At 64.0% G+C, this 24,726-nt stretch carries 23 protein-coding genes and 2 riboswitches; of the genes, 18 read left to right on the forward strand and 5 right to left on the reverse strand.

Going from position 1 to position 24,726, the window contains the following annotated elements:
* The first annotated feature begins 41 nt into the window (after positions 1 to 41).
* Positions 42 to 626, forward strand: coding sequence for a LysE family translocator (locus tag ACNFBR_RS09380; RefSeq protein WP_416734660.1), 585 nt, complete (start codon positions 42 to 44; stop codon positions 624 to 626).
* 49 nt (positions 627 to 675) lie between these two features.
* On the opposite strand, the gene ACNFBR_RS09385 is transcribed toward ACNFBR_RS09380, so the two are convergent.
* Positions 676 to 1,890, reverse strand: a complete 1,215-nt coding sequence (locus ACNFBR_RS09385; protein ID WP_416734661.1) for a sugar transporter — start codon at positions 1,888 to 1,890, stop codon at positions 676 to 678.
* A 205-nt stretch (positions 1,891 to 2,095) separates the two neighbouring features.
* Here ACNFBR_RS09385 and ACNFBR_RS09390 point away from each other — a divergent pair, with 205 nt between their 5' ends.
* Positions 2,096 to 3,412: a hypothetical protein gene (locus ACNFBR_RS09390; protein ID WP_416734662.1), complete on the forward strand. Its 1,317-nt coding sequence runs from the start codon at positions 2,096 to 2,098 to the stop codon at positions 3,410 to 3,412.
* Between the two features lie 141 nt (positions 3,413 to 3,553).
* Here ACNFBR_RS09390 and calA read toward each other — a convergent pair whose 3' ends face one another.
* Complete coding sequence (gene calA / locus ACNFBR_RS09395; protein ID WP_416734663.1) at positions 3,554 to 4,606, reverse strand: vanillin reductase; 1,053 nt, start codon at positions 4,604 to 4,606, stop codon at positions 3,554 to 3,556.
* A gap of 181 nt (positions 4,607 to 4,787) precedes the next feature.
* On the opposite strand from calA, the gene ACNFBR_RS09400 reads away from it, so the two are divergent.
* Positions 4,788 to 5,693, forward strand: a complete 906-nt coding sequence (locus ACNFBR_RS09400; protein WP_416734664.1) for an AraC family transcriptional regulator N-terminal domain-containing protein — start codon at positions 4,788 to 4,790, stop codon at positions 5,691 to 5,693.
* A gap of 140 nt (positions 5,694 to 5,833) precedes the next feature.
* Here the strand turns inward: ACNFBR_RS09400 and ACNFBR_RS09405 are convergent, their stop codons facing one another.
* Complete coding sequence (locus ACNFBR_RS09405) at positions 5,834 to 6,430, reverse strand: TetR/AcrR family transcriptional regulator (RefSeq protein WP_416734665.1); 597 nt, start codon at positions 6,428 to 6,430, stop codon at positions 5,834 to 5,836.
* Between the two features lie 91 nt (positions 6,431 to 6,521).
* Here ACNFBR_RS09405 and ACNFBR_RS09410 point away from each other — a divergent pair, with 91 nt between their 5' ends.
* Positions 6,522 to 7,118 carry an NAD(P)H-dependent oxidoreductase gene (locus tag ACNFBR_RS09410; protein ID WP_416734666.1) on the forward strand — a complete coding sequence of 199 codons (597 nt, stop codon included), beginning with the start codon at positions 6,522 to 6,524 and terminating at the stop codon, positions 7,116 to 7,118.
* Position 7,119: 1 nt separating this feature from the next.
* On the opposite strand, the gene thpR is transcribed toward ACNFBR_RS09410, so the two are convergent.
* Entirely contained in the window at positions 7,120 to 7,665 is a 546-nt protein-coding gene (gene thpR / locus ACNFBR_RS09415) for an RNA 2',3'-cyclic phosphodiesterase (protein ID WP_416734667.1), read from the reverse strand.
* Positions 7,666 to 7,823: 158 nt separating this feature from the next.
* Between thpR and lpxO the strand changes: the two genes are divergently transcribed.
* The 9 genes from lpxO to ACNFBR_RS09460 all read left to right on the forward strand — a co-directional run bounded on the left by lpxO (position 7,824) and on the right by ACNFBR_RS09460 (position 18,233).
* A complete protein-coding gene (gene lpxO, locus ACNFBR_RS09420) occupies positions 7,824 to 8,723 on the forward strand; it encodes a lipid A hydroxylase LpxO (protein WP_012271715.1) in 900 nt (299 codons plus the stop codon).
* Positions 8,724 to 8,855: 132 nt separating this feature from the next.
* The gene (locus tag ACNFBR_RS09425) at positions 8,856 to 9,200 is read left to right on the forward strand and encodes a carboxymuconolactone decarboxylase family protein (protein ID WP_013973174.1); all 345 of its coding nucleotides are present in this window, start codon (positions 8,856 to 8,858) and stop codon (positions 9,198 to 9,200) included.
* Positions 9,201 to 9,278: 78 nt separating this feature from the next.
* Positions 9,279 to 9,848 carry a GNAT family N-acetyltransferase gene (locus ACNFBR_RS09430; protein WP_416734668.1) on the forward strand — a complete coding sequence of 190 codons (570 nt, stop codon included), beginning with the start codon at positions 9,279 to 9,281 and terminating at the stop codon, positions 9,846 to 9,848.
* 64 nt (positions 9,849 to 9,912) lie between these two features.
* Positions 9,913 to 10,121, forward strand: a riboswitch (cobalamin riboswitch).
* Between the two features lie 108 nt (positions 10,122 to 10,229).
* Entirely contained in the window at positions 10,230 to 12,356 is a 2,127-nt protein-coding gene (locus ACNFBR_RS09435) for a TonB-dependent receptor (protein WP_416734669.1), read from the forward strand.
* Positions 12,357 to 12,541: 185 nt separating this feature from the next.
* Positions 12,542 to 13,708 carry a DUF1624 domain-containing protein gene (locus ACNFBR_RS09440; RefSeq protein ID WP_416734670.1) on the forward strand — a complete coding sequence of 389 codons (1,167 nt, stop codon included), beginning with the start codon at positions 12,542 to 12,544 and terminating at the stop codon, positions 13,706 to 13,708.
* A 28-nt stretch (positions 13,709 to 13,736) separates the two neighbouring features.
* Positions 13,737 to 13,935: riboswitch (cobalamin riboswitch) on the forward strand.
* A 110-nt stretch (positions 13,936 to 14,045) separates the two neighbouring features.
* The gene (locus ACNFBR_RS09445; RefSeq protein ID WP_416734671.1) at positions 14,046 to 15,056 is read left to right on the forward strand and encodes an ABC transporter substrate-binding protein; all 1,011 of its coding nucleotides are present in this window, start codon (positions 14,046 to 14,048) and stop codon (positions 15,054 to 15,056) included.
* Positions 15,056 to 16,072, forward strand: a complete 1,017-nt coding sequence (locus ACNFBR_RS09450; RefSeq protein WP_416734672.1) for a FecCD family ABC transporter permease — start codon at positions 15,056 to 15,058, stop codon at positions 16,070 to 16,072. Before ACNFBR_RS09445 ends, ACNFBR_RS09450 begins: the two co-directional genes overlap by 1 nt.
* 5 nt (positions 16,073 to 16,077) lie before the next feature.
* Complete coding sequence (locus ACNFBR_RS09455; protein ID WP_416734924.1) at positions 16,078 to 16,857, forward strand: ABC transporter ATP-binding protein; 780 nt, start codon at positions 16,078 to 16,080, stop codon at positions 16,855 to 16,857.
* A gap of 38 nt (positions 16,858 to 16,895) precedes the next feature.
* A complete protein-coding gene (locus ACNFBR_RS09460; RefSeq protein WP_416734925.1) occupies positions 16,896 to 18,233 on the forward strand; it encodes an OprD family porin in 1,338 nt (445 codons plus the stop codon).
* 40 nt (positions 18,234 to 18,273) lie between these two features.
* Here the strand turns inward: ACNFBR_RS09460 and ACNFBR_RS09465 are convergent, their stop codons facing one another.
* Positions 18,274 to 18,597, reverse strand: a complete 324-nt coding sequence (locus tag ACNFBR_RS09465) for a hypothetical protein (RefSeq protein ID WP_416734673.1) — start codon at positions 18,595 to 18,597, stop codon at positions 18,274 to 18,276.
* Between the two features lie 270 nt (positions 18,598 to 18,867).
* Here ACNFBR_RS09465 and ACNFBR_RS09470 point away from each other — a divergent pair, with 270 nt between their 5' ends.
* From ACNFBR_RS09470 to ACNFBR_RS09490, 5 genes are all read left to right on the forward strand, one after another.
* Complete coding sequence (locus ACNFBR_RS09470) at positions 18,868 to 19,347, forward strand: hypothetical protein (RefSeq protein ID WP_416734674.1); 480 nt, start codon at positions 18,868 to 18,870, stop codon at positions 19,345 to 19,347.
* A gap of 59 nt (positions 19,348 to 19,406) precedes the next feature.
* Positions 19,407 to 20,978 (forward strand): diguanylate cyclase, encoded by a 1,572-nt coding sequence (locus ACNFBR_RS09475; protein ID WP_416734675.1) that lies wholly within the window; start codon positions 19,407 to 19,409, stop codon positions 20,976 to 20,978.
* 154 nt (positions 20,979 to 21,132) lie between these two features.
* Positions 21,133 to 21,909: a ParA family protein gene (locus ACNFBR_RS09480; RefSeq protein ID WP_416734676.1), complete on the forward strand. Its 777-nt coding sequence runs from the start codon at positions 21,133 to 21,135 to the stop codon at positions 21,907 to 21,909.
* A gap of 58 nt (positions 21,910 to 21,967) precedes the next feature.
* Positions 21,968 to 22,378: a DUF2946 family protein gene (locus ACNFBR_RS09485; RefSeq protein WP_416734677.1), complete on the forward strand. Its 411-nt coding sequence runs from the start codon at positions 21,968 to 21,970 to the stop codon at positions 22,376 to 22,378.
* Between the two features lie 68 nt (positions 22,379 to 22,446).
* On the forward strand, positions 22,447 to 24,597 hold the full coding sequence (locus ACNFBR_RS09490; protein ID WP_416734678.1) for a TonB-dependent receptor: 2,151 nt from the start codon (positions 22,447 to 22,449) through the stop codon (positions 24,595 to 24,597).
* Positions 24,598 to 24,726 lie beyond the last annotated feature (129 nt).

A 24,726-nucleotide genomic window follows, 5' to 3' on the forward strand; every position in this document is an offset into this window, starting at 1 on the left:
GGCAGCGAGCATGGTGCTTCGATACTACGGAGCCTTTGACCATGTCGCAGTCGTTGTTGCCTTTCATCCTGTTCGCCCTGGTGTCCAGCATCAGCCCTGGGCCGACCAACCTGTTGATCCTGGCACATGGCGCGCGCGCGGGCCTGCGCGCCAGCCTGGCGCCGATCGTGGCGGCCTGTGGTGCGGCGGCAGCGATCGTCTTGCTGGTCGGTTTGGGGTTGGGAGAGCTGTTGCTGCGTCACCCTTTGGCTCAACAGTTGATGAGCTGGGCCGGGGTACTGTGGCTAAGCTGGTTGGCGTGGAAGATGCTGCGCAGTGCCGCCGCGCCGCTGCAGGCGGCCACGGCACAAGGCTTCAGTGCGCTCAGCGCGGCCTCGTTACAGGTGGTGAACCCCAAGGTCTGGTTGATGGCCGTGGCAGTGGTCGGGGTATTTGCCGCACCGTCGTTGCCGGTGTGGCAACTGGCACTGGTGTTCTTGCTGATCGCTCTGCCGTGCATGGCGACGTGGGCGGTGTTGGGCGTGGGGAGCGCCCGGTGGTTGCAGGCACCACGGCGGTTACAGGTATTCAACCAGGTGTTGGCCGCGGTGTTACTGCTCTCTGCGTGGGCTGCAGTACTGGCCTGAGCCCCTGGCCACTTCGCGGGCGTGCCCGCGAAAAGGCCAACACTGTTGTTCAGGAATGCCCGGCCGCCCCACCCAGCGCTTCACGGAAGCGCCGGGTACTGGCAACGGCCAGCACCAGCCCGACCACCGCCACGCTACCACCCACCAGGCCGATATCCGCCACATCCATCTGGCTGCTGACGATACTGCCCAGCAGCGCGCCACCGCCAATACCGATGTTGTAGATACCCGAGAACAGCGCCATGGCCACATCGGTGGCATCCGACGCCAGCTTCAGTGTCTTGGACTGCAACGACAGGCTGAAGCTGAGGATCGCCACACCCCAGAACATGCTCAGCAGGGCAAACGCATAGAAATTGCCCGACAGCGGCAGCAACAACAGCAAGCACGCCGCCAACAGGCCGATCGAACCCACCAGAAAACCATGGGGGAAGCGGTCACTGTAACGGCTGAACAGCAACGAGCCGAACACGCCGGCGCCGCCGAACAGCAACAGCAGCAACGTGGTGCGTTCACCGCCAATCTGCGCGACATGCAGGGCGAACGGCTCGATGTAGCTGTAGGCGGTGAACTGCGCAGTGATCACCAGCGTCACCAGCATGTAGGTAATGACCAGCGCCGGGCGCTTGAACAGGATCGGCAGGCTGCGCAACGAACCAGAGTTCTGGCTGGGCAGCAGCGGCAGCGACTTCATCAGGCACAGCATGGTGGCCAGGGCTACTCCGGCGATGCTCAGGAACGTGATGCGCCAGCCCAGCGCCTCGCCCACCACGCGGCCCAGCGGGATACCCAGGACCATGGCCAGGGTAGTACCGGTGGCCAACAGGCCCAGCGCTTTGGCCTGCTGGCCTGGCGGCGCCACACGCACCGCCAGCGAGGCGGTGATGGCCCAGAACACCGCATGTGCCAGGGCAATACCGATTCGGCTGACCAGCAGCATGGCAAAGCTTTGCGACAGCCAAGACAGCAAGTGGCTGACGATGAACACCAGGAACACCAACAGCAGCAGGCGCCGCCGTTCGATGTTACGGGTCAGCAGCATCATCGGCAGCGAGGCCAGCGCCACCACCCAGGCATAGATGGTCAACATCAGCCCGACCTGGGCGGTGCTCATGTCGAAGCTGCGGCCAATGTCACTGAGCAGCGCCACCGGGACGAATTCGGTGGTGTTGAAGATGAAGGCCGCCAAGGCCAGGGCGATGACGCTCAGCCAACTGCCGCTGCCCGTTGTGGGCGGCATGTGGGTGGGTGTGGGTCCGTTCATGGGTGGAAACCGCTTCTCCGCAGACAGGGCAACAGGTCGCACGCCAGCCACCCGCTTGCAGGGGAGCCAACGTACGCGTTGTTATTGATAGGAATGCTCGGCATGGTACGCGTCAGGCCGGGGCCTCACAACCGCGAGGCGGGCAGAAGGAGTACCATGCGCGTTTTGTGTGAAACGCGTGTGCGACAAGGAGCCCGATCCGCTCATGGACAAGCAGCACCCCCAGCAGCAATGGCAGCAGGCGGTTACCGCCTATGCCCAGGCCGTCAACGACTACGTCGCGCAGGGCCATGCGCACGGCTGGGACAACCTCGAAGCGCCTCAGGCAGCGGACACCGGGCACCTGCTCGACGCCTGGCTGGCGGCCCTGCAGGCGGCCAACCGCCCGGGTGTCGACGAACCACAGCGCCGGGCCTTCCGTGCGGCCTGGCCACCCGCGCACCACCCCCTGGTACCGTTGCTCGAAGCGCACGGCCAGGGCATCAGCACTGTCCTGCTGTTGGAAGATGGCAGCTTGCTGGCACGCATCGGCATGCCGTTCGACAAGGGCCAGGTGGTGCGTATCGACAGCCATGGGGTAACGCCGGTCATCGGCATCGAGCACTTTGGCCGCTGCCCGGCCCGGCGCTACTTCGCCCTGGCCAATGCCGAGGGCGTGCGTGTGACCGACGGCTGGGGCGGGCCGCAAGTACAACGTCTGGCCTGGCCAACGGGGCTGGAGGGGTTGCCGCCGGGCTACCCGTTCGAGCCATTCGACCTGCCACCCACACCGACCGCGCTGATCCCCTTCCCAGACGGCCAACGCGTGCTGCTGGTGAGTGCCGACGGTATCTTCGTGCTGACAGGTCAGGGTGCGACGCGCCTGCTGCCCGAGCAGTCGCGCGTGCTCGATGAGCTGGACGAGGGCACCGAGCCGGACGACATCAGCCTGGGGCTGAGCATGGAGCATGGCGCGGTGTCGGCGGATGGTCAGCTGATCGTGGTGGGTGAGCAAGGCAGCCGACACCTGGTCCTGGACGAACAGCTCAAGCCACTGGCACACATCGGCCCTGGCAGCGAATACCCGCACTTCGCCTTGTTCAACCGCGCGGGTGACCAGCTGATCGTCAACGCCTGCCATTTCTACAGCGGTGCCACGCTGGCAGTCACGGTGACGGACTTGCCCGGGCTGGATACCGATTACTACAGCCAGGACCCGCGTACCCCGCTGGTGCAGGATGGCGCACGGGTGTACGCCGGGGTGGCGCGCGATGGCGAGTACATCGTGGGTGATGCCCATGGCTACCTGCGGGCGTTTGGCGGAGATGGCGTGGAGCATTGGCAGCATTACCTGGGGTCGACCATCAGTGCGATGGATATCAGTGCCGACGGACAAACGCTGGTGGCGGCGAGCCATGCGGGGATTGTGTCGGTGATTGCACTGGATAGCGGTCGGCCTGAGTGGCAGATCGGTACCGGGGCGCATGGCGAGGTGCGCCGGTGGTTGTTCTGGAGGGGATGGGACAAGGCTTTAGCCTGGTAACAGGCCCTGCATCTTTACTGCCTGTACCGGCCTCTTCGCGGGCAAGCCCGCTCCCACAAGGACCGCACACAGCCTGAATACTGTGGTGCACCTGTGGGAGCGGGCTTGCCCGCGAAGAGGCCAGTACAGACAACTGATCGATCAGCCCTGCAATGTGGCCATGTCGATCACGAACCGATACTTCACGTCACCGGCAATCATCCGCTCGTACGCCTGGTTGATATTGCGAATATCCAGCATCTCGATATCACAACGAATATCGTGCGCCGCGCAGAAGTCCAGTACTTCCTGGGTCTCGGCAATGCCTCCAATCAAGGACCCCGCCAGCACACGGCGCTTCAGCACCAGGTTGGCCGCATGCACCGCCGGGTCGATCGGCTCGATCAGGCCAACCAGGATGTGCACGCCATCGAACTTCAGCGTTTCCAGGTACGGGTTGAGGTCGTGCTGCACCGGAATGGTATCAAGCAGGAAATCGAAGCGGCCGGCAGCGGCACGCATCTGCTCGGCATCGGTGGACACGATCACATGATCGGCCCCCTGGCGACGAGCTTCCTCGGCCTTGGCCTGTGAGCGGGTGAACAGGGTCACTTCCGCGCCCAGGGCCTTGGCCAGCTTGATGCCCATGTGGCCCAGGCCGCCCATGCCGAGGATGCCGATCTTGTGCCCTGGACCAACGCCGTGGTGCTTGAGCGGCGAATAGGTGGTTATGCCAGCGCACAGGATAGGTGCGGCGCTGGGCAGGTCCATGCCGGCCGGAATGCGCACCACGAAGTGCTCGCTGACCACGATGCTGCTGGAGTAACCGCCCAGGGTGTTGCTGCCATCGACCCGGTCCGGGGTGGCGTAGGTCATGGTCGGGCCTTCCAGGCAATACTGCTCCAGGTCCTTGGCGCAGGCTTCACAGGTGCGGCACGAGTCGACCATGCAGCCGACGCCAACCAGGTCGCCGACCTTGTGCGCGGTGACCTTGGCGCCCACCGCCGTGACCCGGCCGATGATCTCGTGGCCAGGCATCAGCGGGTACACGGCAATACCCCATTCGTTGCGCGCCTGGTGGATGTCGGAGTGACACACGCCGCAGTACAGGATTTCGATGGCGACGTCATCCGGGCGTGGGCTGCGGCGCTCGAAGGTCATGGGGGCCAGAGGGCTGGTGGGGGTTTGGGCGGCGTAACCGATGGCGGTATACATGCAGGGCCTCGCAGTGAAGTGAAACGATTCAGGCGACGCATTCTGCCCATCGTTTGCCGCCTCGCCCACGGCTGATTCTCCGGCATGCATGCCTGATTCTCCGAAGATGCCCGCCAGCATCTGGCGCCACACCTTCAATCTGCGATGATTAAGCTGTCTGATTCTCTGCCCGTGGTTCACCATGCAACTGACCCGTCACGTCGACGCCAATGCGCCGCTCTGCGCGCTGATCCGCACCCTCGCCACACGCCCGGGTTTTGTGCCCACCCACCTGCCCCAGGTGCAGGTACTGAGCTGGGAGCACTATGTGGCGAGCAGCCCACAAATCTACGAACCCAGCCTGATGATACTGGCCCAGGGCAGCAAGCTGGCACGCCTGGGGCCGCGCACCTTGGAGTACGGTGCGGGGCATTACCTGGTGCAAGCGCTGTCGGTGCCCTTCATGTGTGAAACCTTCGCCACCCGCGAAGCGCCGCTGCTGGGCGTGGCGGTGGACATCGACCGTGGCGTGCTGGGTGAACTGGTGCAGAGCATGGACCTGGCGCCGGACGCTGCGGTGCAGGCACAAACGCCGCAATCGATGACCTCGGCGGCACTGGATGCGCCGATGCGCGAAAGCGTGGAACGGCTGCTGCGCTGCCTGCAAGACCCGCTGGACGCCAAAGTGTTGGGCCCGGCACGGGTACGCGAGGTGCTGTACACCGCGCTGCGCGGCCCGCAGGCCGGTGTGCTGCGGGCACTGGTGGAACAGCAAGGGCACTTCGCCCGCATCGGTGCCGCCCTCGCCCACCTGCGCGAGCACTACAGCGAGCCGCTGAGCGTGGAAGCGCTGGCTGCGCGCGCCAACATGAGCGTTTCAACCTTCCATGAACACTTCAAGCGCTGCACCGACATGGCGCCGATGCAGTACCTGAAGCGTTTACGCTTGCTGAAGGCGCAGCAGATGCTGATTGGCGAAGGCCTGGGCGTGGCGCAGGCCGCGCACCGGGTGGGCTATCAGAGCACTTCGCAGTTCAGCCGCGAGTACAAGCGGCAGTTCGAGCGCAGCCCAGGGGACGAGTTGCCGTACCAGAGCTTGCCCGTGTAATCCCCGAATCTAACCTGTGGGAGCAGCCTTGTGCTGCGAAGAGGCCATAACTGCCGAAAACAGTCTTTTGCCTTACCGGCCTCTTCGCAGCACAAGGCTGCTCCTACAGCTAGCGCATCTGCCTAGGTAAGCTGAAGCTCTCACTGTCGCTCGACCATCGCCACAATCGCCGCCTGCAATTCAGCCTTGGCCTGGCCCGCCTCCAGTTCCCCTGCAGCAGCAGACTGGGACAACGCATCCGCCGCCCCTACCAGCAGGCGCATGCCGGCCTTCCCCACAGTGCCGCTGGGCGAAAACCCCGCCAATGCCTCGCGGCACTTGTCCAGGAACGGCTGTTCGTACGCGCGCTTCAACGCTTCCATTTCCGGTGACCCGGCCAACGCCGCGGACACCCCTGGTATCTCTCTGCCCTGGCTTATCACGCAGTCCACGTAGGCCTCGGCAATCACCTGGGCACGGCTGACCAGGCTGGCTTCACAGCGGGCCAGCGCCTGCTCCAGCATCTGCGACTGACGCGCATCGTATTCCTGGTACAGCGCCAGCAACAGCCCGGCGCGGGTCTCGAAATGGTCATAAACCACCGGTTTGGTCACCCCGGCCTGTTCAGCCAGGCGCCCCAGGCTCAGGGCATCGGTCCCCTCCTCACGCACCAGCCGCCAGGCCACATCCAGCAACTGCCTGCGGCGTTCATCGCGGCTAAGTCGTTTGCGTGCAGGGGTTTGATCGTCGCTTGACATCGAATACCTACCAAAAGTAACTTACTAAACGTAACTTACCTTGAGTATATAGCGCTCAGGGTAATTCCGCACAGCCTTTTGAGAACCCACCATGCACGCCTTGATCGTCGTCGGCCACCACGACCCGCAATCTCTCACCCATGCGCTCGCTCGCCAGGTTGCCGCTGGCCTTGCCGGTGCCGGGCACAGCAGCGAAATCGCCGACCTGGCCAGTGAAGGTTTCGACCCGCGCTTTGGCCAGGCCGATCACGCGGTGCATCGTCGCCTGGCAGCCCCCCCGGCTGACGTATTGAAAGAGCAGGCGCGCATCGACCGCGCCGATGCCTTGGTACTGGTTTTCCCCATCTATTGGTGGTCACTACCGGCCTTGCTCAAAGGTTGGGTCGAGCGCGTATTCAGCAACGGATGGGCGTTCGACTATGAAGGGGGCGTTACCGTAAAGAAACTGCGCGGCATGAAGGTGCACCTGGTCGGTGTTGCCGGTGCCGACAGCGGCACCTTCGATCGGCATGGCTATGCCGAGGCCATGCGCGTGCAGATCGAGCATGGCATCTTCGACTACTGCGGCGCCGAGGTGCTCAGCTCGACACTGCTGGACGATAGCGAAGGGGCTACCCCAGAACCACACCTGCACACTGCCTACGCGCTGGGAGAGCGGCTGTTCGCCGACAGCGAAATAGCGGCCTGAGTCAACTTGAAAGCGGCCACTGCGCCAACGGCCAGTACGCGCCCTTGCGCGACTCGTAGAGCGTGAAGTGACGCGCCGCGAGATAAAACTCCGGCGCACTGCTGGCTTCGGGCGGCTGCCCTCGGTAGTCCCTGGACAGCGTCAGGTGCGGCCGATACTCACGGCTGGCCGCCTCCACCCCCAATGGCAGCAATGCCTGCTGCAAACCGTAAACCAGTTGCAGCAGGGCCGGCGGTACCTGCTGCGCCTCCAATACCAGGGCGTTGGCCCGCTGCCACACCTGCAAGCGGTCGAGCAACAGCCGAGGTGCCGAAGCCGGCAGCGCCAACTGATCGACCGCTGCGCAGATCGCAGGCACCTGGGCGGCGTCCACATCACCCAGGAACAGCAGCGTGACGTGGAAGTTGGCTGCCGGCACCGGTTTGCCGCTGCGCAGGTTCAGGTCCCGGCGCCATTGGGCCAGAGCACTGCGCTGGGCATCGCTGACCGGCAAGGCGAAAAACAGCCGTTTGAACGGGCTACCGCTGGGGCGAATATCCTGAACCATACAAACTCCCTGACATGAAACGTTTGCGCAAGACTGTAGGGCATTCCACCAATGTCGCCCTGCCGTTTCGTAACAATAAGTACAAACTGGCCCCATGATTGTTTATGCTGGCGAGCTTATGCCATGGCGCATGGCCATTTTTCGACAAGTAATCGTCCATGAAAATTGCACTCGTACTTATTTTCGTCCTCTCGATCGCCTATGTTCACCTGCGCGGTCGGGTTCGCCACAAGCTGACTCGCCAGTTGGGCGACCACTCCAGTTTCCTGGCACCGGTCAACAGCTTCCTGTACCTGTTCTCCAAGCACCCGGCCAAGCCTTACCTGCCGGTCGAGGCCTTTCCCGAACTGAAGCCGCTGCAGGACCACTGGCAGGAGATCCGCGAGGAAGGCCGCCAGCTGCTGCACGTGGGCGAAATCAAGAAGTCCGACAATTACGACGATGTCGGTTTCAATTCGTTCTTCAAGACCGGCTGGAAGCGTTTTTACCTGAAGTGGTATGGCGAAAGCCACCCATCGGCAATGGCCCTGTGCCCACGCACCACCGAGCTGCTGCAAGGTATCGGCACGGTCAAGGCCGCCATGTTCGCTACCCTGCCACCGGGCGCCAAGCTGGTGCGCCACCGCGACCCGTATGCCGGCTCGTACCGCTACCACCTGGGCCTGGACACACCGAACGACGACGGTTGCTACATCGACGTGGACGGCGAGAAATACTCCTGGCGCGATGGCGAGGGGGTGATCTTCGATGAAACCTACATCCACTACGCGGCCAACACCACCGAGCACAACCGCATCATCCTGTTCTGCGACGTCGAGCGCCCGCTCAAGTACCGCTGGGCAACCGCGTTCAACCGCTGGTTCAGCCGTAACGTAATGGCTGCCGCCGCGGCGCCCAACGATGCCAGCGACAAGACCGGCGGCATCAACCGCCTGTTCACCCGCATCTACAAGATCCGCGAACGTGGCAAGGCGCTGAAAAAGCGCAACCGCATGCGTTACTACCTGGAAAAATGGGCAGTGGTCGCAGCCTTGGTGCTGGTGTTCATCTACATCTGAACAGTGCCACAGCGGGCTTGCCCAAGCCCGCTTCCAAAGGCCCACGGCATAACCACCAAAGTACAAGCCTCGCACTTGCCACTCTTCGACTAGCCTGAAAGCTCCACTCGCAACCACCCCAAGGTGAAGACGATGAGCATGATGGACTGGGACGCCTACCGTAAGCAGTTGATGGCCGGCATCGGCGATCTCAAGCAACTCTCACCCGACACCGTGGCCGGTTACATGACCGCCAGCGGTGCTGGGGCCAAGACCAACCACCTGGACGCCAAGACGCGCGAGCTGATCTCCCTGGCCGTGGCCGTGACCACCCGCTGCGACGGCTGCATCGCCGTGCATTCGCAACAGGCGGTCAAGCATGGCGCCAGCCGCGAGGAAATTGCCGAGGCCCTCGGCGTGGCCGTGGCGATGAACGCCGGTGCTGCGCTGGTCTACTCGGCACGTGCCATGGATGCCGTAGGCAAGGCCAACGGCTGAGCACAAACGGCGTCGCCGCCCTTGCGCGACGGCGCCGCGCCACCCAGACTGGGCGGCTTAGCCCGCGCAGGAACCCGCATGATCCACATTCGCCCCATGACGCCAGAAGACTTCGAGCGCTTCTGGCCCACTTTCCAGGCCATTGTCCAAGCCCGTGAAACCTACGCCTTCGACCCGGCCCTGAGCTTCGAACAGGCCCGCCAGCTGTGGTTGGAACTGCCCTTGCACACACTATTGGCCGAAGAAGAGGGCGAGCTACTGGGTTCGTATTACCTCAAGGCCAATGCAGCCGGGCCAGGCGCGCATGTGGGCAATTGCGGCTACATGGTCAGCGAGCAGGCACGCGGCCGGGGCGTGGCGCGCTTGATGTGCGAACACTCGCAGAAGCTGGCGCGCCAGGAAGGTTTTCTGGCCCTGCAGTTCAACTCGGTGGTGGCCAGCAATGAAGTGGCCGTGGCGCTTTGGCACAAGCTGGGCTTCGAGACCGTTGGCCGCTTGCCCAAGGCCTATCGCCATGCCCGCCTGGGGCTGGTGGACTGCCTGGTGATGTACAAGTGGCTGGCGGATGAGCCGGTGGTAGAGAAGCCGCCACTGCTGATCGGGCGCAAGAACATCGAGGCACGGGTTTCGCGGCGCCGCGGACGCTAGCCGTTGCCGGCCTAACCCACCGCCATTGCCCAAGCAAATTTGACGCCCCCGCATTTCAATGGTCAGATGCGCGCCAGTTTCAGGTGCCCTGCGCCGCCGCGCGCAGGGTGAAACGGGAAGCCGGTGCGTCGTGTTACCCACGACAAGTCCGGCGCTGCCCCCGCAACGGTAAGCGAGCGAACCCTTCGAGATACCACTGTGCTCCGGCATGGGAAGGTGAAGGTTTCATGCCCCTCGCAAGCCCGGAGACCGGCCTGGAGCTTCACTTGGCAACCCGCGGTGGGCGGGCGCAGGCCGGAATCCGTGCGCGCGCCTGCCCGCATGGTTCGCCTTTGCGTGTTTTCCACCGGGATCCATTCATTCCTGCAGCAGTGGAACGACATGTCCCGTATGTTCAAGCTTCACCCCCTGGCGGCCTGCCTGGCCGTCGCCCTGCCGGCCCTGGCCGATGACCGAACCCAACAGCCTCTGGCTTTGCCTTCCACGGCCATCACCGACACCCTCGACAGCCGCGCCATCGACCTGGCCACGCCTACCCAGGCCGGCTCACGCCTTGGCCTCAGCGCCCTGGAAACACCGGCCAGCACCAGCAGCATCAGCGCCGAGCAGATTCAGCAACGCAACAACCTTACCGTGCAGGATGCGGTGACTCGCTCGCCGGGCATCACCTTCGTCGGCTCTCCGGGTGATGGCGGTACGGGCTTGTCAGCCCGCGGCTTTGCCGGGCACAGCTCGGTGATGACCCTGTTCGACGGCGCACGGCTTTACACCGGTGCCGGCACCCAAACGTTCCCGGTCGACCCGTGGATGGTCGAACGTATCGACGTGATTCGCGGCCCGGCTTCGGTACTGCATGGCGAAGGCGCCACCGGCGCGGTCGTCAACGTGATCCCGAAAAAACCGTTTGCCGGCGAAGTGCGCAACCACCTGCGCCTGGGCTACGGCTCGTGGGACCGTCAGCAGCTCGGCCTGGACAGCGGCGGCAGCCTCAGCGAGCGCCTGAGCTATCGCCTGACGCTGAACCAGCAGGATGGCAATGGCTGGGTCGACCGCACCCATTCACGCAGCCTGGCCCTGAGTGCCGCGCTGCGTTTCGATGCCACTGACGACCTCAGCTTCACCCTCGCCCACGACCGTGGCGAGGCGCAGCCCGCCAACTACTACGGCACGCCGCTGATCGACGGCCACTACCGCAGCAGCCTGCGCAACAAGAACTACAACGTACAGAATGACGTGCAGCGCTATGACGACGAGTGGACCCGGCTGACCACCGAGTGGACGCTGAACGACCACCTCAGCGCCAGCAACCAGCTGTACTACATCAAAAGCCGCCGCCACTGGCGCAACGCCGAAGACTACAGCTGGGACGCAGAGCGTCAGCAGTTGCTGCGCGGCAGCTACCTGGAGATCAAGCACAACCAGGAACAGTTCGGCGACCGCCAGACCTTCACCTTCGACCACACCCTGTTCGGCCTGGCCAGCAAGACCGTGCTCGGTGCCGAGTACAACAAGGTGCGCTTCAACGTCGACAGCAATTCACCCTACAACGATGTGGGCGGTGACTACATCGACCCATGGCAACCGCAGCCCGGCGGGTTCCACAGTGCCTCGCCGCTGCGACCGCAAACCTTGTCCACCACTCACACCTTCGCCCTGTTCGCCGAAAACCGCCTGCAGCTGAGCGACCGGCTGTCGCTGGTAACCGGCGTGCGCCGTGACCAGAATCATATCGACCGCGACAACCTGACCAACGACAGCCGCAGTGACCGCAGTTTGCGGGGTGGCAACTGGCGCGCCGGGCTGGTGTTCGCGGTCACCGACGACCTGTCACTGTATGGCCAGTACTCCACCAGCGAGGAAGGGGTCAACAACCTCATCAGCCTCAGCCCCACCCAGATGCACTATGACTTGACCGAAGCGAAGCAGACCGAGCTGGGCCTCAAGCAGCGCTTCTGGGAAGGCCGTGGCGAATGGACGCTGGCCGCCTACCACATCGTCAAGAAGAAGCTGCTGGTGGATGACCCGATCACCCACGAGAAGCAACAGGCTGGCCAGCAGACCTCCGACGGCCTCGAAGCGACCCTGGAGCTGGCGCTGGCGCACCAATGGCAGGTGTCTGCCAACGCATCGCTGGTACGCGCCAGGTACGACGACTTCGACGAAATGGTCGATGGCGTGGCGCAGGACCGCGCCGGCAACCGCCCGGCCAACGTGCCACGGCGTACCGCCAACCTGTGGCTGAGCAAAGGTTTCGGCCAGCAGCTGGAAGCCGGCATTGGCGCGCGCTATGTGGATGAGCGTTATGCCGACACCGCCAATGCCCAAAGCGCTCCCGGCTATACGGTGGTCGATGCCAATATCGCCTGGCAGGTGTTGCCGGATGTGCGGCTGGGGTTGCAGTTGAACAACCTGTTCGATCGCGAGTATGTGCAGTCGGCGTTCAGTGGGCAGCAGTGGTTGATGGGGATGCCGCGCTCGTATTTTGCGACGGTGGATTACACCTTCTGACCTGAGCTGCCTGTGTGGACCTCTTCGCAGCACAAGGCTGCTCCCACAAGTCATCACCCGCCTGTAGGAGCAGCCTTGCGCTGCGAAAAGGCCAGCACAGGCGCCACAAAAACCTCTACCAATCTATTACATATTAGCTATAAGATAACGTTTCAGATGACACTCATTCCTATCAGCGACCCTCCATGACAAGCGCCAGCGCCACGCCCACCTTGATCACCCAGCGCCTGCAGAGCATCGATGCCCTGCGCGGCCTGGTAATCCTGTTCATGCTCCTGGACCACGTTCGCGAGACCTTCTTCCTGCACCGCCAGGTCAGCGACCCGATGACCATCGACACCACAGAGCCATCGCTGTTCGTCAGCCGCACCCTCGCCCACCTTTGCGCGCCAGTGTTCGTCCTGCTGACCGGCCTGTCGGCCTGGCTGTACGGCGAGAAGCATCAGGGCCGAGGCGACGTCTCGGCGTTCCTGTTCAAGCGCGGGTTGTTCCTGGTGGCGCTGGAGTTCACCCTGGTCAACTTCGCCTGGACCTTCCAGTTGCCGCCCAGCGTGATCTACCTGCAGGTGATCTGGGCCATCGGTGTCAGCATGATTGCCCTGTCGCTGCTGGTGTGGCTGCCACGCGCCGCGCTGCTCGCCCTGGGCGCCCTCATCGTCGCCGGGCACAACTTGCTCGACGGCCTGCACTTTGGTGTGGAATCTGCGCTGCATGTGCCTTGGGCGATTCTGCATGACCGTGGCTGGCTGGCGTTTTCCGACAACCTGCGCCTGCGCACGTCGTACCCGGTGCTGCCATGGATCGGCGTCATCGCCCTGGGCTACGGCCTGGGCCCCTGGTTCGCTCGCGGCAGCGCTGCCGGGCAACGCCAGCAACGCCTGCTGCTGGCCGGGTTGCTCGCACTGCTGGGTTTTGTGGTGTTGCGCATGTTCAACGGCTACGGGGAGGCGCCATGGAGCGGCTACCCTACCTTCACGCAAACCCTGATGAGCTTCTTCAACATCACCAAATACCCACCGTCGCTGCTGTTCCTGGCCCTGACCCTGGGCTGCGGCCTGCTGTTGCTGCGGGCCTTCGAGCGTGCTTCCCAGCCGCGCTGGATCAGTGCCCTGGCGGTGTTCGGTGCAGCCCCCATGTTCTTCTACCTGCTGCACCTGTATGTGTTGAAGCTGCTGTACCTGGCCTGTGTAGCGCTGCTGGGTCTCAACCATGGCGACTACTTTGGCTTCGACGGCATTGCAGCGGTATGGGTGGTTGCAGTGCTGCTGGCGGTTGCGCTGTACCGACCGGTGCGCGGGTTCGCCAAGCTAAAGCAGCGGCGCCGCGACATCCGCTGGCTGAAGTACTTCTGAAAAGCGTTTTCACCCGGCGGCGCGATGGTCTACCATGCGGGCCGCCGGTTTCCACCACGGAACTAATAGGGAATCCCAGGCCCGCCAACACGGGCCAAACGGAACTGCCCCCGCAACTGTAGGTGCCGAGCCTGCTCCATCGATGCCACTGGGCCTAACACCCGGGAAGGCCGGAGCCAGGCCGTGACGCACCAGTCAGGAGACCTGCCGGCCTACATACACCAACCGGCGGGGTGTCCGGGATTGGCCATCAGTGTTGCCTCAGCCACCAGCAGGGGCTCGGCGATGCCTGTCCGCGCGTTCCTCACCCGAACTGTCCGATAGGAGATCGCCCAGCATGCTGCCCCGTTTCGCCACCCTGCTCGCCGGCCTAGGCCTCACCGGCCTGGCTCAGGCCGCCGCCACCCACTACCCGCTCACGGTCGACAACTGCGGCAAGCCGCAGACCTTCGCCCAGGCACCGCAGCGCGCCGTCACCATCGGCCAGGCTGGGACCGAGATGCTTTATGCATTGGGCCTGGGCGACAAGCTGGCGGGCACCTCGCTGTGGTTCAACAACGTGCTGCCCGAGTACCAGGCGGTGAATGCCAAGGTGCCGCGCCTGGCCGACAACGAACCCAGCTTCGAGGCAGTGGTCGGCAAGCGCCCGCAGCTGGTGGCGGTGCAGCTCGAATGGACGGTCGGCGCCCAGGGCGTGGTCGGCACCCGCGAACAGTTCGACGAGCTGAATATCCCCACCTACCTGCTGCCCTCGGACTGTGAAGGCAAGGACAACCTGGTCGGTGCCGACGGCACACGCCTGCAGGCCTTCCAGGTGAACAGCATCTACAAAAGTGTCAGCCAGCTGGCTGAGATCTTCGACGTACAGGCGCGCGGCGCGGCCCTGAACGCCGAGCTGAAGGGCCGACTGGACAGTGCCAAGGCGCAACTGGCCGGCAAGGACCTGTCGACAACCTCTGCGCTGTTCTGGTTTTCCAGCGCCGACCTCGACATCGCCCCCTATGTGGCCGGCCGCCAAGGCGTCGCCGACTTCATGTTGCGCACCCTCGGTGTGCGCAACGTGGTCGAGTCCAGCGAAGAATGGCCAACCGTAGGTTGGGAAACCCTGGCCAAAGCCAACCCGACCTGGCTGATCATCGCGCGCATGGACCGCCGCCGCTTCCCCGCCGACGACTACCAGAAAAAACTCGAATTCCTGCGCAGCGACCCGGTAACCCGCAACATGGACGCGGTGAAGCACGACCACATCATCATTCTCGACGCCGACGCCATGCAGGCCGGCATCCGCCTGTTCCGCGGCGTGCAGACGCTGTCCGCAGCGTTTGCCAGCGGTAAAGCAGCCCAGTGATGATGCGCCTGTTACCCTGCATCGCGGTTGCCCTGGCAGCCTTGTTGGCCGCCCTGCTGGCCGGTATCGCCATCGGTGAAACCAACCTGTCGCCCAGCGTGGTCGGTCAGGTGCTGGCCAACCACCTGTGGCAGGCCGGCTACCCGGTCGACCCGATCGACGCCGGTATCGTCTGGAACTACCGCCTGACCCGCACCCTGGTCGCGGCCGCTTGCGGCGCCGGGCTGGCCACCTGCGGCGTGATACTCCAGGCGCTGTTGCGCAACCCGCTGGCCGAGCCATACCTGCTGGGGCTGTCTGCCGGTGCCTCGACCGGCGCGGTACTGGTCGGCCTGCTGGGCCTGGGTAGCCTGGCGCTGAGCATGTCCGCCGGGGCGTTCATCGGCGCCGGGGCGGCATTTGCCCTGGTGCTGGTACTGGCCCGCGCGGCCGGCCCCAGCAACAACAACGCCCAGGTGATCCTTGCCGGTATCGCCGGCTCGCAGCTGTTCAATGCCCTGACCGCTTTCCTGATCACCAAGTCGGCCACTGCCGAGCAGGCGCGTGGCATCTTGTTCTGGCTGCTGGGCAACCTCAGTGGCGTGCGCTGGCCTTCGGTGTGGCTGGCTGTGCCGGTGGCGCTGTTCGGCTTGCTGGTGTGCCTATGGCATCGCCGCGCACTGGATGCCTTCACCTTCGGTGCCGATTCGGCAGCCTCGCTGGGCATCCCGGTGCGGCGCACCCAGTTGCTGCTGATCAGCTGTGCGGCGCTGGTCACGGCGGTGATGGTGTCGATTGTCGGCGCCATCGGTTTTGTCGGGCTGGTGATACCTCACGCTCTGCGTTTGCTGCTCGGTCCCGGGCACAGCCGCTTGCTCCCCGCCAGCGCGCTGGGCGGTGCGCTGTTCCTGATTGCCGCTGACATCCTTTCGCGCACACTGATCACCGGCCAGGTGATCCCGGTGGGCGTGGTGACCGCGCTGATCGGCGCGCCAGTCTTCGCGCTGATTCTGGTCAGCCGTCGGGGGCGTCCATGACCCTCATGGCCGCTGTACACATGCCTCCGTTGAGCTGTCAAAGGCTGGGCCTACAACTGGCCGGCAATACCGTACTCAGCGATATCGACCTTAGCGTTGTCGCCGGTGAAACCCTGGGCATCGTCGGCCCTAACGGCTCGGGCAAATCCTCACTCCTGAAGTTGCTGGCAGGGCTGCGCAAACCCGCCTGCGGCAGCGTACAGCTCATGGGCGAAGCGCTGGCACAGATGCCCCGACGCCGTGTTGCCCAAGCCTTGGCGCTGGTCGAGCAACAGGCCGATACCCTCGATGCGATCAGTGTGTTCGACGCGGTTGCCTTGGGCCGCACGCCCTGGCTCTCGGCCCTGGCGCCGTTCTCCCGGCAGGACCGCGACATCGTCGAGCAGGCGTTGGCCGACCTCGATGCCCTGCACCTGCGTACGCGTCCGTGGGGCTCGCTGTCCGGTGGCGAGCGCCAGCGTGTGCACATCGCCCGCGCTCTGGCCCAGCGGCCGCAAATCCTGCTGCTGGACGAGCCGACCAACCACCTGGATATCCAGCATCAACTAAGCCTGCTGCAGCAAGTGCAGGCCCTGCCGGTAACCACCCTGGTGGCCCTGCATGACCTCAACCAGGCGCTCACCTGCGACCGTGTCGCGGTACTCGACAAGGGCCGCCTGGTCGCCCTCGGCAGACCATACGAAGTGCTCACCCCCGAACGCCTGCTGAGCACCTTTGGCATCCACGCCCACTACCTCACCGACCCTTTCGACGGCGCGCGCATTCTGCGCTTTCGCGCCCCCTGAACCAGGAAGTTCTGCCCATGCCGTTGCGCCCTGTCGCCCTGAACCGGTTGTTGCTGGCACTGTCGCTACTGGGCCTGGCTCCTTTCACCCTGGCCGACTCCGCCCAGTCGCGAAGCAATGGCTTTGTCGAGGATGGCAGCTTGAACCTGCTCAACCGCAGCGTTTTCGACCAGCGTGACTACAAGAACGGCGGGCGCAACAGTGCAGCGCGCAATGCCTACAAACCGCGCAACGAACGTAATGGCAAGGCCGAGGAATGGGCCTATGGTTTGATGGGTACCTTCCAGTCCGGCTTCACCCAAGGCCTGATCGGTGTCGGGGTCGATGCCCATGCCTACCTGGGCGTGCAACTCGACAGTGGCGGCGGGCGAGCGGGCAAGGCGCGCTTGCTCGGGGTCGATAACGACGGGCATCCTGAAAACCAGTACAGCCGCGCCGGTGCGGCACTGAAACTGCGCGTGTCCGATACCGTGTTGTCTTACGGTGAGCAACGGGTCAAGACCCCAGTGTTCAGCTCCTCCGACAGCCGCCTGCTGCCCGAGACCGCCACGGGTTTCTTTCTCACCAGCAATGAACTCGACAACCTCAAGCTGGTCGCCGGGCACTTCAACGAAAGCACCGACCGCAACGCCTCCAGCCACGACCAAGGCTTCGTGGTGAACTACTCCAACGGCCGCCAGGGCAACCGCTTCGACCTGGCCGGTGTGGTGTGGAACCCCGGCACCGCCTTCAGCGCCAGCCTGTACACCTCACGTTACGAGGACAGCTGGAACCAGCACTACCTGGGCAGCACCTTCAGCCACGCCCTGGATGCCCGCCGCAGCGTCAGCCTGGACCTCAACCTGTATCGCACCACCGACACCGGCAAAGCGCTGTCCGGGCGTATCGACACCACCACCTGGAGCCTGCTCTCGCGTTACAACCAGGGCCCACACGGTTTCAGCCTGGGCTGGCAGCAAGTGGACGGCAACACGCCCTTCGACTACGTAACGCGCGGCGCGATTTTCATCACCAACGCGGTGCAGATGTCGGACTTCAACGCACCGAACGAAAAGTCATGGCAGGCACGCTACGACCTGGACATGGGCGCCTACGGCGTGCCGGGGTTGAACCTGACGGCGTTGTATGTGCGAGGCTTCGATATCGATGGCACACATGTGGACCCCAATGGCGGATATGCCTACCTGGGGTATGGCAAGGGTGGCAAGCATTGGGAGCGCGACCTGGAAGCGCGGTATGTGGTTCAGAGTGGCAAAGCCAAGGGGACGACGTTCTCGGTGAGGCACAACGAGCACCGGGGAAACACGGCGCAGGCGGAGCTGGATGGTGACCAGATACGGCTGGCGGTGGAGTGGCCGTTGTCGGGTGGTTTCTGAGGCACCGCTTCGCCTGAATGGGGCTACTGCGCAGGTTCTGTCAGGCAACTGAATTGCCAGCAGGCAGCAACCCCCACTGGGCCCGCTCCTGCACGCTCATCGCCGCCAACACCTCGGCAAACGTGCTTTCCAGCTCCAAACTGACGTTGTCGAACGCCCGGTAATGAGTCAGCAAATAGCGCTTCACCGTTTTCGGCCAACGCCGTTCCTTGTGCGCGGCATTGATGATGCTTTTGGCATCATGCCGCGTTGCCCCACGCCACAAGCCCGTCAACCTGTTCTCGAAATCACCGAAGGTCCACAGGTCCAGGCGATCTTCGAACTCGTCCAGCAGTTTGAGTTTGTACAGGGCCATATGTGGCATTGCGAGTCTCCCTTGGGTGCAATTAAAAAGCCATGCACGAGGGAAGGTAAGCACGCCGGGCAGATTTTGAAATGAACACGTCGTTCACATCCAATGCGCCACTGTCGGCGTTTTCCCACAAGTCAGCGCACTCACAACTGCATATGCGTGGTTTGCCAGACCGGATCCTGCTCCACATCAGCGCACCGCTCAAGGCAACTCACAGGGCTCGTCGTGGCCTGGCGGACATCGGTATAATCGGCAGCCTTCACTGCCCGACCAGGCCACGCCATGCCTCGCCTTCAGAAGTTGCTGTTGCCCCTGTTGCTGACTGCCGCACTCACCGCCTGCGACCAGAAACCCTCCCGTGAAGCACAGATCCTTGCCCAGCTTCCGCTGCAGGACGCCTACACACACAACATCGAGCGCATGGCCGTGCTGCTGGGCCGCACTCACCCGCAGCTGTCGCAAGCGAGCATTCAGGACGTGCTGCGCAAGCACCTCACCGTCGAAGACCAGCGCCAGGACCTGTTCCGCCTGTACAGCGAAAAGAACTTCAGCGACGCGGAATTCGCCACCATCGTCGCCGCCACCCAGGACCCGGCCAAAGCCCGCGCCCTGGAAGACACCGAAGCCGGTAAGCGCCTGAGCGAAAAACTCACCGCCCTGATGCGCGAGACCGCCCGCGATAGCAAAGTGCAGGCCTTGGTCGAGCAACGCATGCAGCAGGTGGAAGACGAGCTTGACGCCCTGGACAAGGCAGGTTCTTGAGTGCGGCGCGCAAGGCCATTCTTTTTCAGTAGCCCTTTTTCGATGCCCCGAGGTCAGGATTGCCACACGCCAAGCATGGATTGCGCCTGGATCTACGTACACTCATTCTGGTGCTTTGCGCCCTTACCGCAGTGGTCATGCTGTGCGCCAGCTACTTCGCCAGCTACCGGGTGCAGCGCCAGTTACTGATCGACAATGCGTTGGAAGCCAACCGGGTGTATGCGACAAAGCTGGCCAGCATTACCGAAACCTTCATCGGCAACGCCCTGCAGCAACTGATGTTCAGCGCCGGCGTACAGGGCCGGCAGTTGAGCGATGGCGCAGCGTTGCAGCTGGAAACCGACCGTGTACTGGGCCAGAGCATGGCCTTCAACTCCACCTTCGTGATCGACGCCAACGGCGTACTGCTGGCGGTATCCCCCGCCCCGCTACGCCACCTGGTCGGCACCCACGTACAGTCGCCTGGCGCCCAGCAAGCCTTGCACGAACGCCGCCCACTGGTTTCCACGCCCTACCTGTCGGCGGCCGACAACCTGGTGGTGGCGCTGTCGCAACCCATGTTCGACAGCAACGGCCACTACCAGGGGTATGTGGGTGGCAGCCTGTACCTGCGCGAACGCAACATCCTCAACAGCCTGCTGGGCGAGCATTTCTACAAGGACGGTTCGTACCTGTACGTGGTCGACCGCAACCGCCGCCTGCTGTACCACCCCAATAGCGAACGGGTAGGCACTGTGGTGGAGGGCAACGCACTGGTCGATCAGTTGGCGACACTGGACAGCGGTACGCGGCAATTGACCAACAGCCTGGGCGTGGAAATGCTCGCCGGCTTCGCCACCGTACCCAGCGCCGGCTGGGGCGTGGTTGCGCAGCAACCCTTGGCGCAGACAGTGACGCCGCTGAGCCACCTGGTGCTGAACGTGGTCGGCACATCGGCGCCCTTGGCGCTGGTGGGCAGCCTGCTGCTGTGGTGGTTGGCCCTGACCATCGCCCGGCCGTTGTGGCAACTGGCCGCGGGAGCCCGCTCGCTGGACCACGCCGGCACCGCCGAGCACTTGCATCAAGTGCGGGCCTGGTACTTCGAGGCGGCGGAGCTAAAGCGCGCGTTGCTGTTCGGCTTGAACCTGCTGCAAGAACGCATCGGCCGGCTCAATCGTGACGCCCAGACCGACCCGCTGACCGGCCTGGGCAACCGCCGCAGCCTGGAGTTCAGCTTGTCGCTGCTGGAAGCCGAAGGCAGGGCATTTTCGGCCATCGAGCTGGATATCGACCACTTCAAGCGGGTCAATGACAGCTACGGGCATGCGGTGGGTGATCAGGTGCTGCGCCGGCTGGCGGAGTTGATGCGCCGTTGTTGCCGCGAAGGTGACCTGCTATGCCGCACCGGGGGCGAGGAGTTCCTGATGCTGCTGCCAGGGGCCAGCCTGGAGGCGGCGGCGGCAGTGGCCGAACGGCTGCGGGCGACGGCTGAGGATACGCCCATGGAGCCGGTGGGGGCGGTGACGATTTCACTGGGGGTGGCGCGCTGGGATGGCGAAGCCGGCAGCGCGCCCATGCAAGCGTTGGCCGAGGCAGACCGCGCGCTATACCGGGCCAAGCAGGAAGGGCGCAATCGGGTAGCCGTAGCCTGACTCGCAGGCCCTGTGGGAGCGGGCTTGCCCGCGAAAAGGCCGGTACGGGCGATCATGAATCTGAAGGTTGTAACAAACCTTGTCATAAAACTGCAGTGTTTCAGTCATAGGATTGACCTCAACCTGACATTTTCACTTCATGGATGAGCGTCTTATGCGTCGTGTGGTTTTCAATCAGAAAGGTGGCGTCGGCAAATCCAGCATTGCCTGCAACCTTGCCGCAGCCAGTGCCGCCGAGGGCTACCGGACCTTGCTGGTCGACCTCGACCCACAGGCCAATGCCACCTATTACCTGACCGGCCTGGTCAATGACGCCATTCCTGCCGGCATCGCCGACTTCTTCCGCCAGACCTTGTCGCCGGTGACCGCCGCCGGCAAGAAACCCCGTGTGGCGATCACCGAAACGCGCTATGGCAACCTGCACCTGGTCACCGCCAGCCCTGACCTCAGCGACCTGCAGAGCAAGCTGGAGAGCAAGTTCAAGATCAACAAGCTGCGCAAGTTGCTGGTGGAACTGGGCGAGGACTACGAGCGGATCTACATCGACACCCCGCCGGCGCTGAACTTCTACACCTTCAGCGCACTGGTGGCGGCCGAGCGCCTGTTGATCCCGTTCGACTGCGACAGTTTCTCGCGCCAGGCCCTGCACAGTGTCATGGCCGAGGTCGAAGAGCTGCGCCAAGACCACAACCCGGCACTGCAGGTAGAAGGCGTGGTGGTCAACCAGTTCGCCGGGCGCACCGCACTGCACCAGACCCTGGTCGAGCAACTGCGCAACGAAGGCATGCCGGTGCTGCCGGTGTACTTGAGCAGTTCGATCAAGATGCGCGAATCGCACCAGGCCTCGGTGCCGTTGGTACACCTGGCACCGCGTCATAAACTTGCACTGGAATTCGTCGATTTACTGGACGTGCTGGAGCGTGCGGCCTGACAGCTCCTTGCAGCAAAAGCACTACCCGACCGTTCATCCGAATGGTAGATTTGCCGCCATGAAAACCACCCGGCACACTCGCACGCTGACTGCCTGGACGCTCTACGCCAGCGTCCTGTTCAGCCTGTTGCTGTGTGGCCTGCACCACGGTCAGATGGGCGGCCTGCGTTTGGCCGGCCTGGAAGGTGGTTTCTGCTCGGTCAACAGCGAACACGGCGTGGCCATCGACCTCGACGGCGCTGGCGGCGACCAGCACATGGCCCAGCTCGATTGCCCGGTATGCTCCTCGTTCGGCATGGCCGTGCCGCTCAGCAGTGGCGGTTGGTCATTCACCCCGGCACAAACCGTGGCCACCTCGCCCATCGTCGTGCGCAGTTGGGCACAACCGCCGCCGCGCTACCAACGCCCCGCCCTCAACCCCCGCGCCTCCCCCACCGTCTTCCCCGCAGCCGTACTTCATTTCGCCTGACCTCAGCCGGGCGCGCCTGCGTGCGTGCTCGCCGTCAGCCATGAACTTTGCGTGGAAGACACACAAACATGCTTCGCAATACCTCCCTGGTGCTCCTCATGGGCACCTGCAGCTTTGCCTGGGCCGACAGCGCCCCTGTGGAACTCGGCGCCACCACCATCGACGGTGAACGCGACGCCGCCAATGGCGTGCAACTGGACGAGCCGATCCGCACCGGCTCGCGCCTGGGCCTCACCGCGCGAGAAACGCCCGCCTCGGTCAGCGTCTCGGACCGCCGCCTGATCGAAGAACGCGGCGCCAAGGACAGCCAGGACGTGATCAACGCCATGACCGGCGTCAATGCCTCGGCCAACCCTGGCTTTGGCGGCTTCGTCGCCTACCGCGGCTTCACCCAGAACCAGGTCACCCAGTTGTACAACGGCATCAACCTGGGCTACAGCAGCGCCACCCGCCCGGTGGATGCCTGGGTGCTCGACCGCGTCGAGCTGATTGGCGGGCCGTCGTCGTTCCTGCATGGTGCGGGGGCGGTAGGCGGTTCGATCAACTACATCACCAAGCTCGCCAGCCGCGACCAGCAAATCATTGACGGGCGTATTCGCTACGGCAGCTTCGACGACAGTGAAGTGGCCTTCGGCATCAACCAGGCACTGGCCAGCAACCCCGCCGACGCCCGCCATTTCATGCGCCTGGACTTCAGCCGCGGGCAGGGCAACGGTTATGTCGACCGCAACGAACGGCACACCGACAGCCTGGCCTTTTCGCTGCTCAGCGACCTGGCGCCCAACCTCACCCACACCCTGGCCGTGGAGTACCAGGAAGACCGTGAAGACAGCCCGTACTGGGGCTCGCCGATCCTGCCCGGGCGCAGCACGATGAAAATCGACAACAGCCGCCGTTTCGAAAACTACAACGTCGGTGATGGCCGCTATGAGCAGCGGGTGCGCTGGCTGCGTTCGATCCTCGACTATCAGGTCAGCGACAGCACCAGCGTGCAAAACACGCTGTACCACTACAACGCCCAGCGCGATTACCGCAACCTCGAACGCTACGCCTACACCCGCGACGGCAAGGTGCAGCGCAGCAGCCCCTACCTGCAACGCCACGACCAGAACCTGCTGGGCGACCGCATCGAGCTGCGCCACGACAACCAACTGTTGGGCCTGGCCAGCCAGTGGTCGCTAGGGCTGGAATACTCGCGCATGCGTCAGACCCTCTACCCCACCTCCAGCAGCTGGAGTGACGTGGTCGATGCCGATCACTTCGACCCCGGCAGCTTCGATGACATCCCTGGGGTGAATGCCGGCCTGACCAAGCAACGCCGCCACGAGGTCATCAACCGCGCCGTGTTCGCCGAAAACCGCTTGCAGCTGACCGAGCGCCTGGCCCTGCTGACCGCCCTGCGCTACGACTACCTGGACATGGAGGTGACCAACTACGGCGCAGTGACGCCAACCTCGCCGGCGTATTTCGAACGGCGCTGGGAACCGCTGTCCGGGCGTATCGGCCTGACCTATGCACTGACGCCTTCGGCCAGCGTGTACGTGCAGTACAGTTCTTCCGCCGACCTGCCGGCCGGTTCGCTGGCAGCGGCGACCTACTCCAATGTCGGCCTTTTCGACTTGTCCAAGGGCGAGCAATGGGAAGTGGGCAGCAAGTTCGACTTCCTCGATGGGCGCGGTGCGGCAACGCTGGCGCTGTACCAGATCGTGCGCAAGGACTTTGCCGTACGCGACGCCAACGACGCCAACCTCACGGTCCAGGCCGGGCAGCAGACCTCGCGGGGTATCGAGCTGTCCGGGCGGCTGCAGGTGACACCGAAGCTGCTGGCAGAAGCCAACTATGCCTACGTCGACGCGCAGTACGATGAATTCAACGAGGCCGTGAACGGCGTATCGGTGTCGCGCAAGGGCAATGCCCCGACGAACGTGCCGGCCAATGTCGCCAACCTGTGGCTGACTTACAGCCTGACGTCGGCGTGGTCGGTGGGCGCAGACGGGCGCTACGTGGGTTCGGTGTATGCCGACAACGCCAACAGCCTCAAGGCCCCGGCCTACACCCTATTCGGTGCATTCGCCCGCTACCGGCTGGATGAGCACACCACGCTGACCGGGCGGGTGCGTAACCTGACCGACGAGGTGTATGCCAAGCAGGCCTACAACAGCCAGTACTACATGGGCCCGCCACGCACCTTCGAGCTGGCGCTGGACATGCGCTTCTGACCGCACGCTGACGCTGTCCTTGTGGGAGCGGGCGTGCCCGCGAACACCGGCGAAGCCGGTGCCATCCACCCCGTTGGATTCTTCGCGGGCACGCCCGCTCCCACAGGTATCTCCACAGCAACCCCACAC

Origin of the sequence: Pseudomonas sp. NY11955, from assembly GCF_048068035.1 — a bacterium.
GTDB lineage: Bacteria > Pseudomonadota > Gammaproteobacteria > Pseudomonadales > Pseudomonadaceae > Aquipseudomonas.

What these genes read in the sequence shown, in the direction of transcription:
- ACNFBR_RS09435 (WP_416734669.1), top strand. Translation starts at nt 10,230, where the DNA reads ATGTCCCGTATGTTCAAGCTTCACCCCCTGGCGGCCTGCCTGGCCGTC.
- ACNFBR_RS09480 (WP_416734676.1), top strand. Translation starts at nt 21,133, where the DNA reads ATGCGTCGTGTGGTTTTCAATCAGAAAGGTGGCGTCGGCAAATCCAGC.
- ACNFBR_RS09405 (WP_416734665.1), bottom strand. Translation starts at nt 6,430, where the DNA reads ATGTCAAGCGACGATCAAACCCCTGCACGCAAACGACTTAGCCGCGAT.
- ACNFBR_RS09465 (WP_416734673.1), bottom strand. Translation starts at nt 18,597, where the DNA reads ATGCCACATATGGCCCTGTACAAACTCAAACTGCTGGACGAGTTCGAA.
- ACNFBR_RS09470 (WP_416734674.1), top strand. Translation starts at nt 18,868, where the DNA reads ATGCCTCGCCTTCAGAAGTTGCTGTTGCCCCTGTTGCTGACTGCCGCA.
- ACNFBR_RS09450 (WP_416734672.1), top strand. Translation starts at nt 15,056, where the DNA reads ATGATGCGCCTGTTACCCTGCATCGCGGTTGCCCTGGCAGCCTTGTTG.
- lpxO (WP_012271715.1), top strand. Translation starts at nt 7,824, where the DNA reads ATGAAAATTGCACTCGTACTTATTTTCGTCCTCTCGATCGCCTATGTT.
- ACNFBR_RS09400 (WP_416734664.1), top strand. Translation starts at nt 4,788, where the DNA reads ATGCAACTGACCCGTCACGTCGACGCCAATGCGCCGCTCTGCGCGCTG.
- ACNFBR_RS09390 (WP_416734662.1), top strand. Translation starts at nt 2,096, where the DNA reads ATGGACAAGCAGCACCCCCAGCAGCAATGGCAGCAGGCGGTTACCGCC.
- ACNFBR_RS09455 (WP_416734924.1), top strand. Translation starts at nt 16,078, where the DNA reads ATGGCCGCTGTACACATGCCTCCGTTGAGCTGTCAAAGGCTGGGCCTA.
- ACNFBR_RS09410 (WP_416734666.1), top strand. Translation starts at nt 6,522, where the DNA reads ATGCACGCCTTGATCGTCGTCGGCCACCACGACCCGCAATCTCTCACC.
- ACNFBR_RS09485 (WP_416734677.1), top strand. Translation starts at nt 21,968, where the DNA reads ATGAAAACCACCCGGCACACTCGCACGCTGACTGCCTGGACGCTCTAC.
- ACNFBR_RS09445 (WP_416734671.1), top strand. Translation starts at nt 14,046, where the DNA reads ATGCTGCCCCGTTTCGCCACCCTGCTCGCCGGCCTAGGCCTCACCGGC.
- thpR (WP_416734667.1), bottom strand. Translation starts at nt 7,665, where the DNA reads ATGGTTCAGGATATTCGCCCCAGCGGTAGCCCGTTCAAACGGCTGTTT.
- calA (WP_416734663.1), bottom strand. Translation starts at nt 4,606, where the DNA reads ATGTATACCGCCATCGGTTACGCCGCCCAAACCCCCACCAGCCCTCTG.
- ACNFBR_RS09385 (WP_416734661.1), bottom strand. Translation starts at nt 1,890, where the DNA reads ATGAACGGACCCACACCCACCCACATGCCGCCCACAACGGGCAGCGGC.
- ACNFBR_RS09425 (WP_013973174.1), top strand. Translation starts at nt 8,856, where the DNA reads ATGAGCATGATGGACTGGGACGCCTACCGTAAGCAGTTGATGGCCGGC.
- ACNFBR_RS09380 (WP_416734660.1), top strand. Translation starts at nt 42, where the DNA reads ATGTCGCAGTCGTTGTTGCCTTTCATCCTGTTCGCCCTGGTGTCCAGC.
- ACNFBR_RS09490 (WP_416734678.1), top strand. Translation starts at nt 22,447, where the DNA reads ATGCTTCGCAATACCTCCCTGGTGCTCCTCATGGGCACCTGCAGCTTT.
- ACNFBR_RS09430 (WP_416734668.1), top strand. Translation starts at nt 9,279, where the DNA reads ATGATCCACATTCGCCCCATGACGCCAGAAGACTTCGAGCGCTTCTGG.
- ACNFBR_RS09440 (WP_416734670.1), top strand. Translation starts at nt 12,542, where the DNA reads ATGACAAGCGCCAGCGCCACGCCCACCTTGATCACCCAGCGCCTGCAG.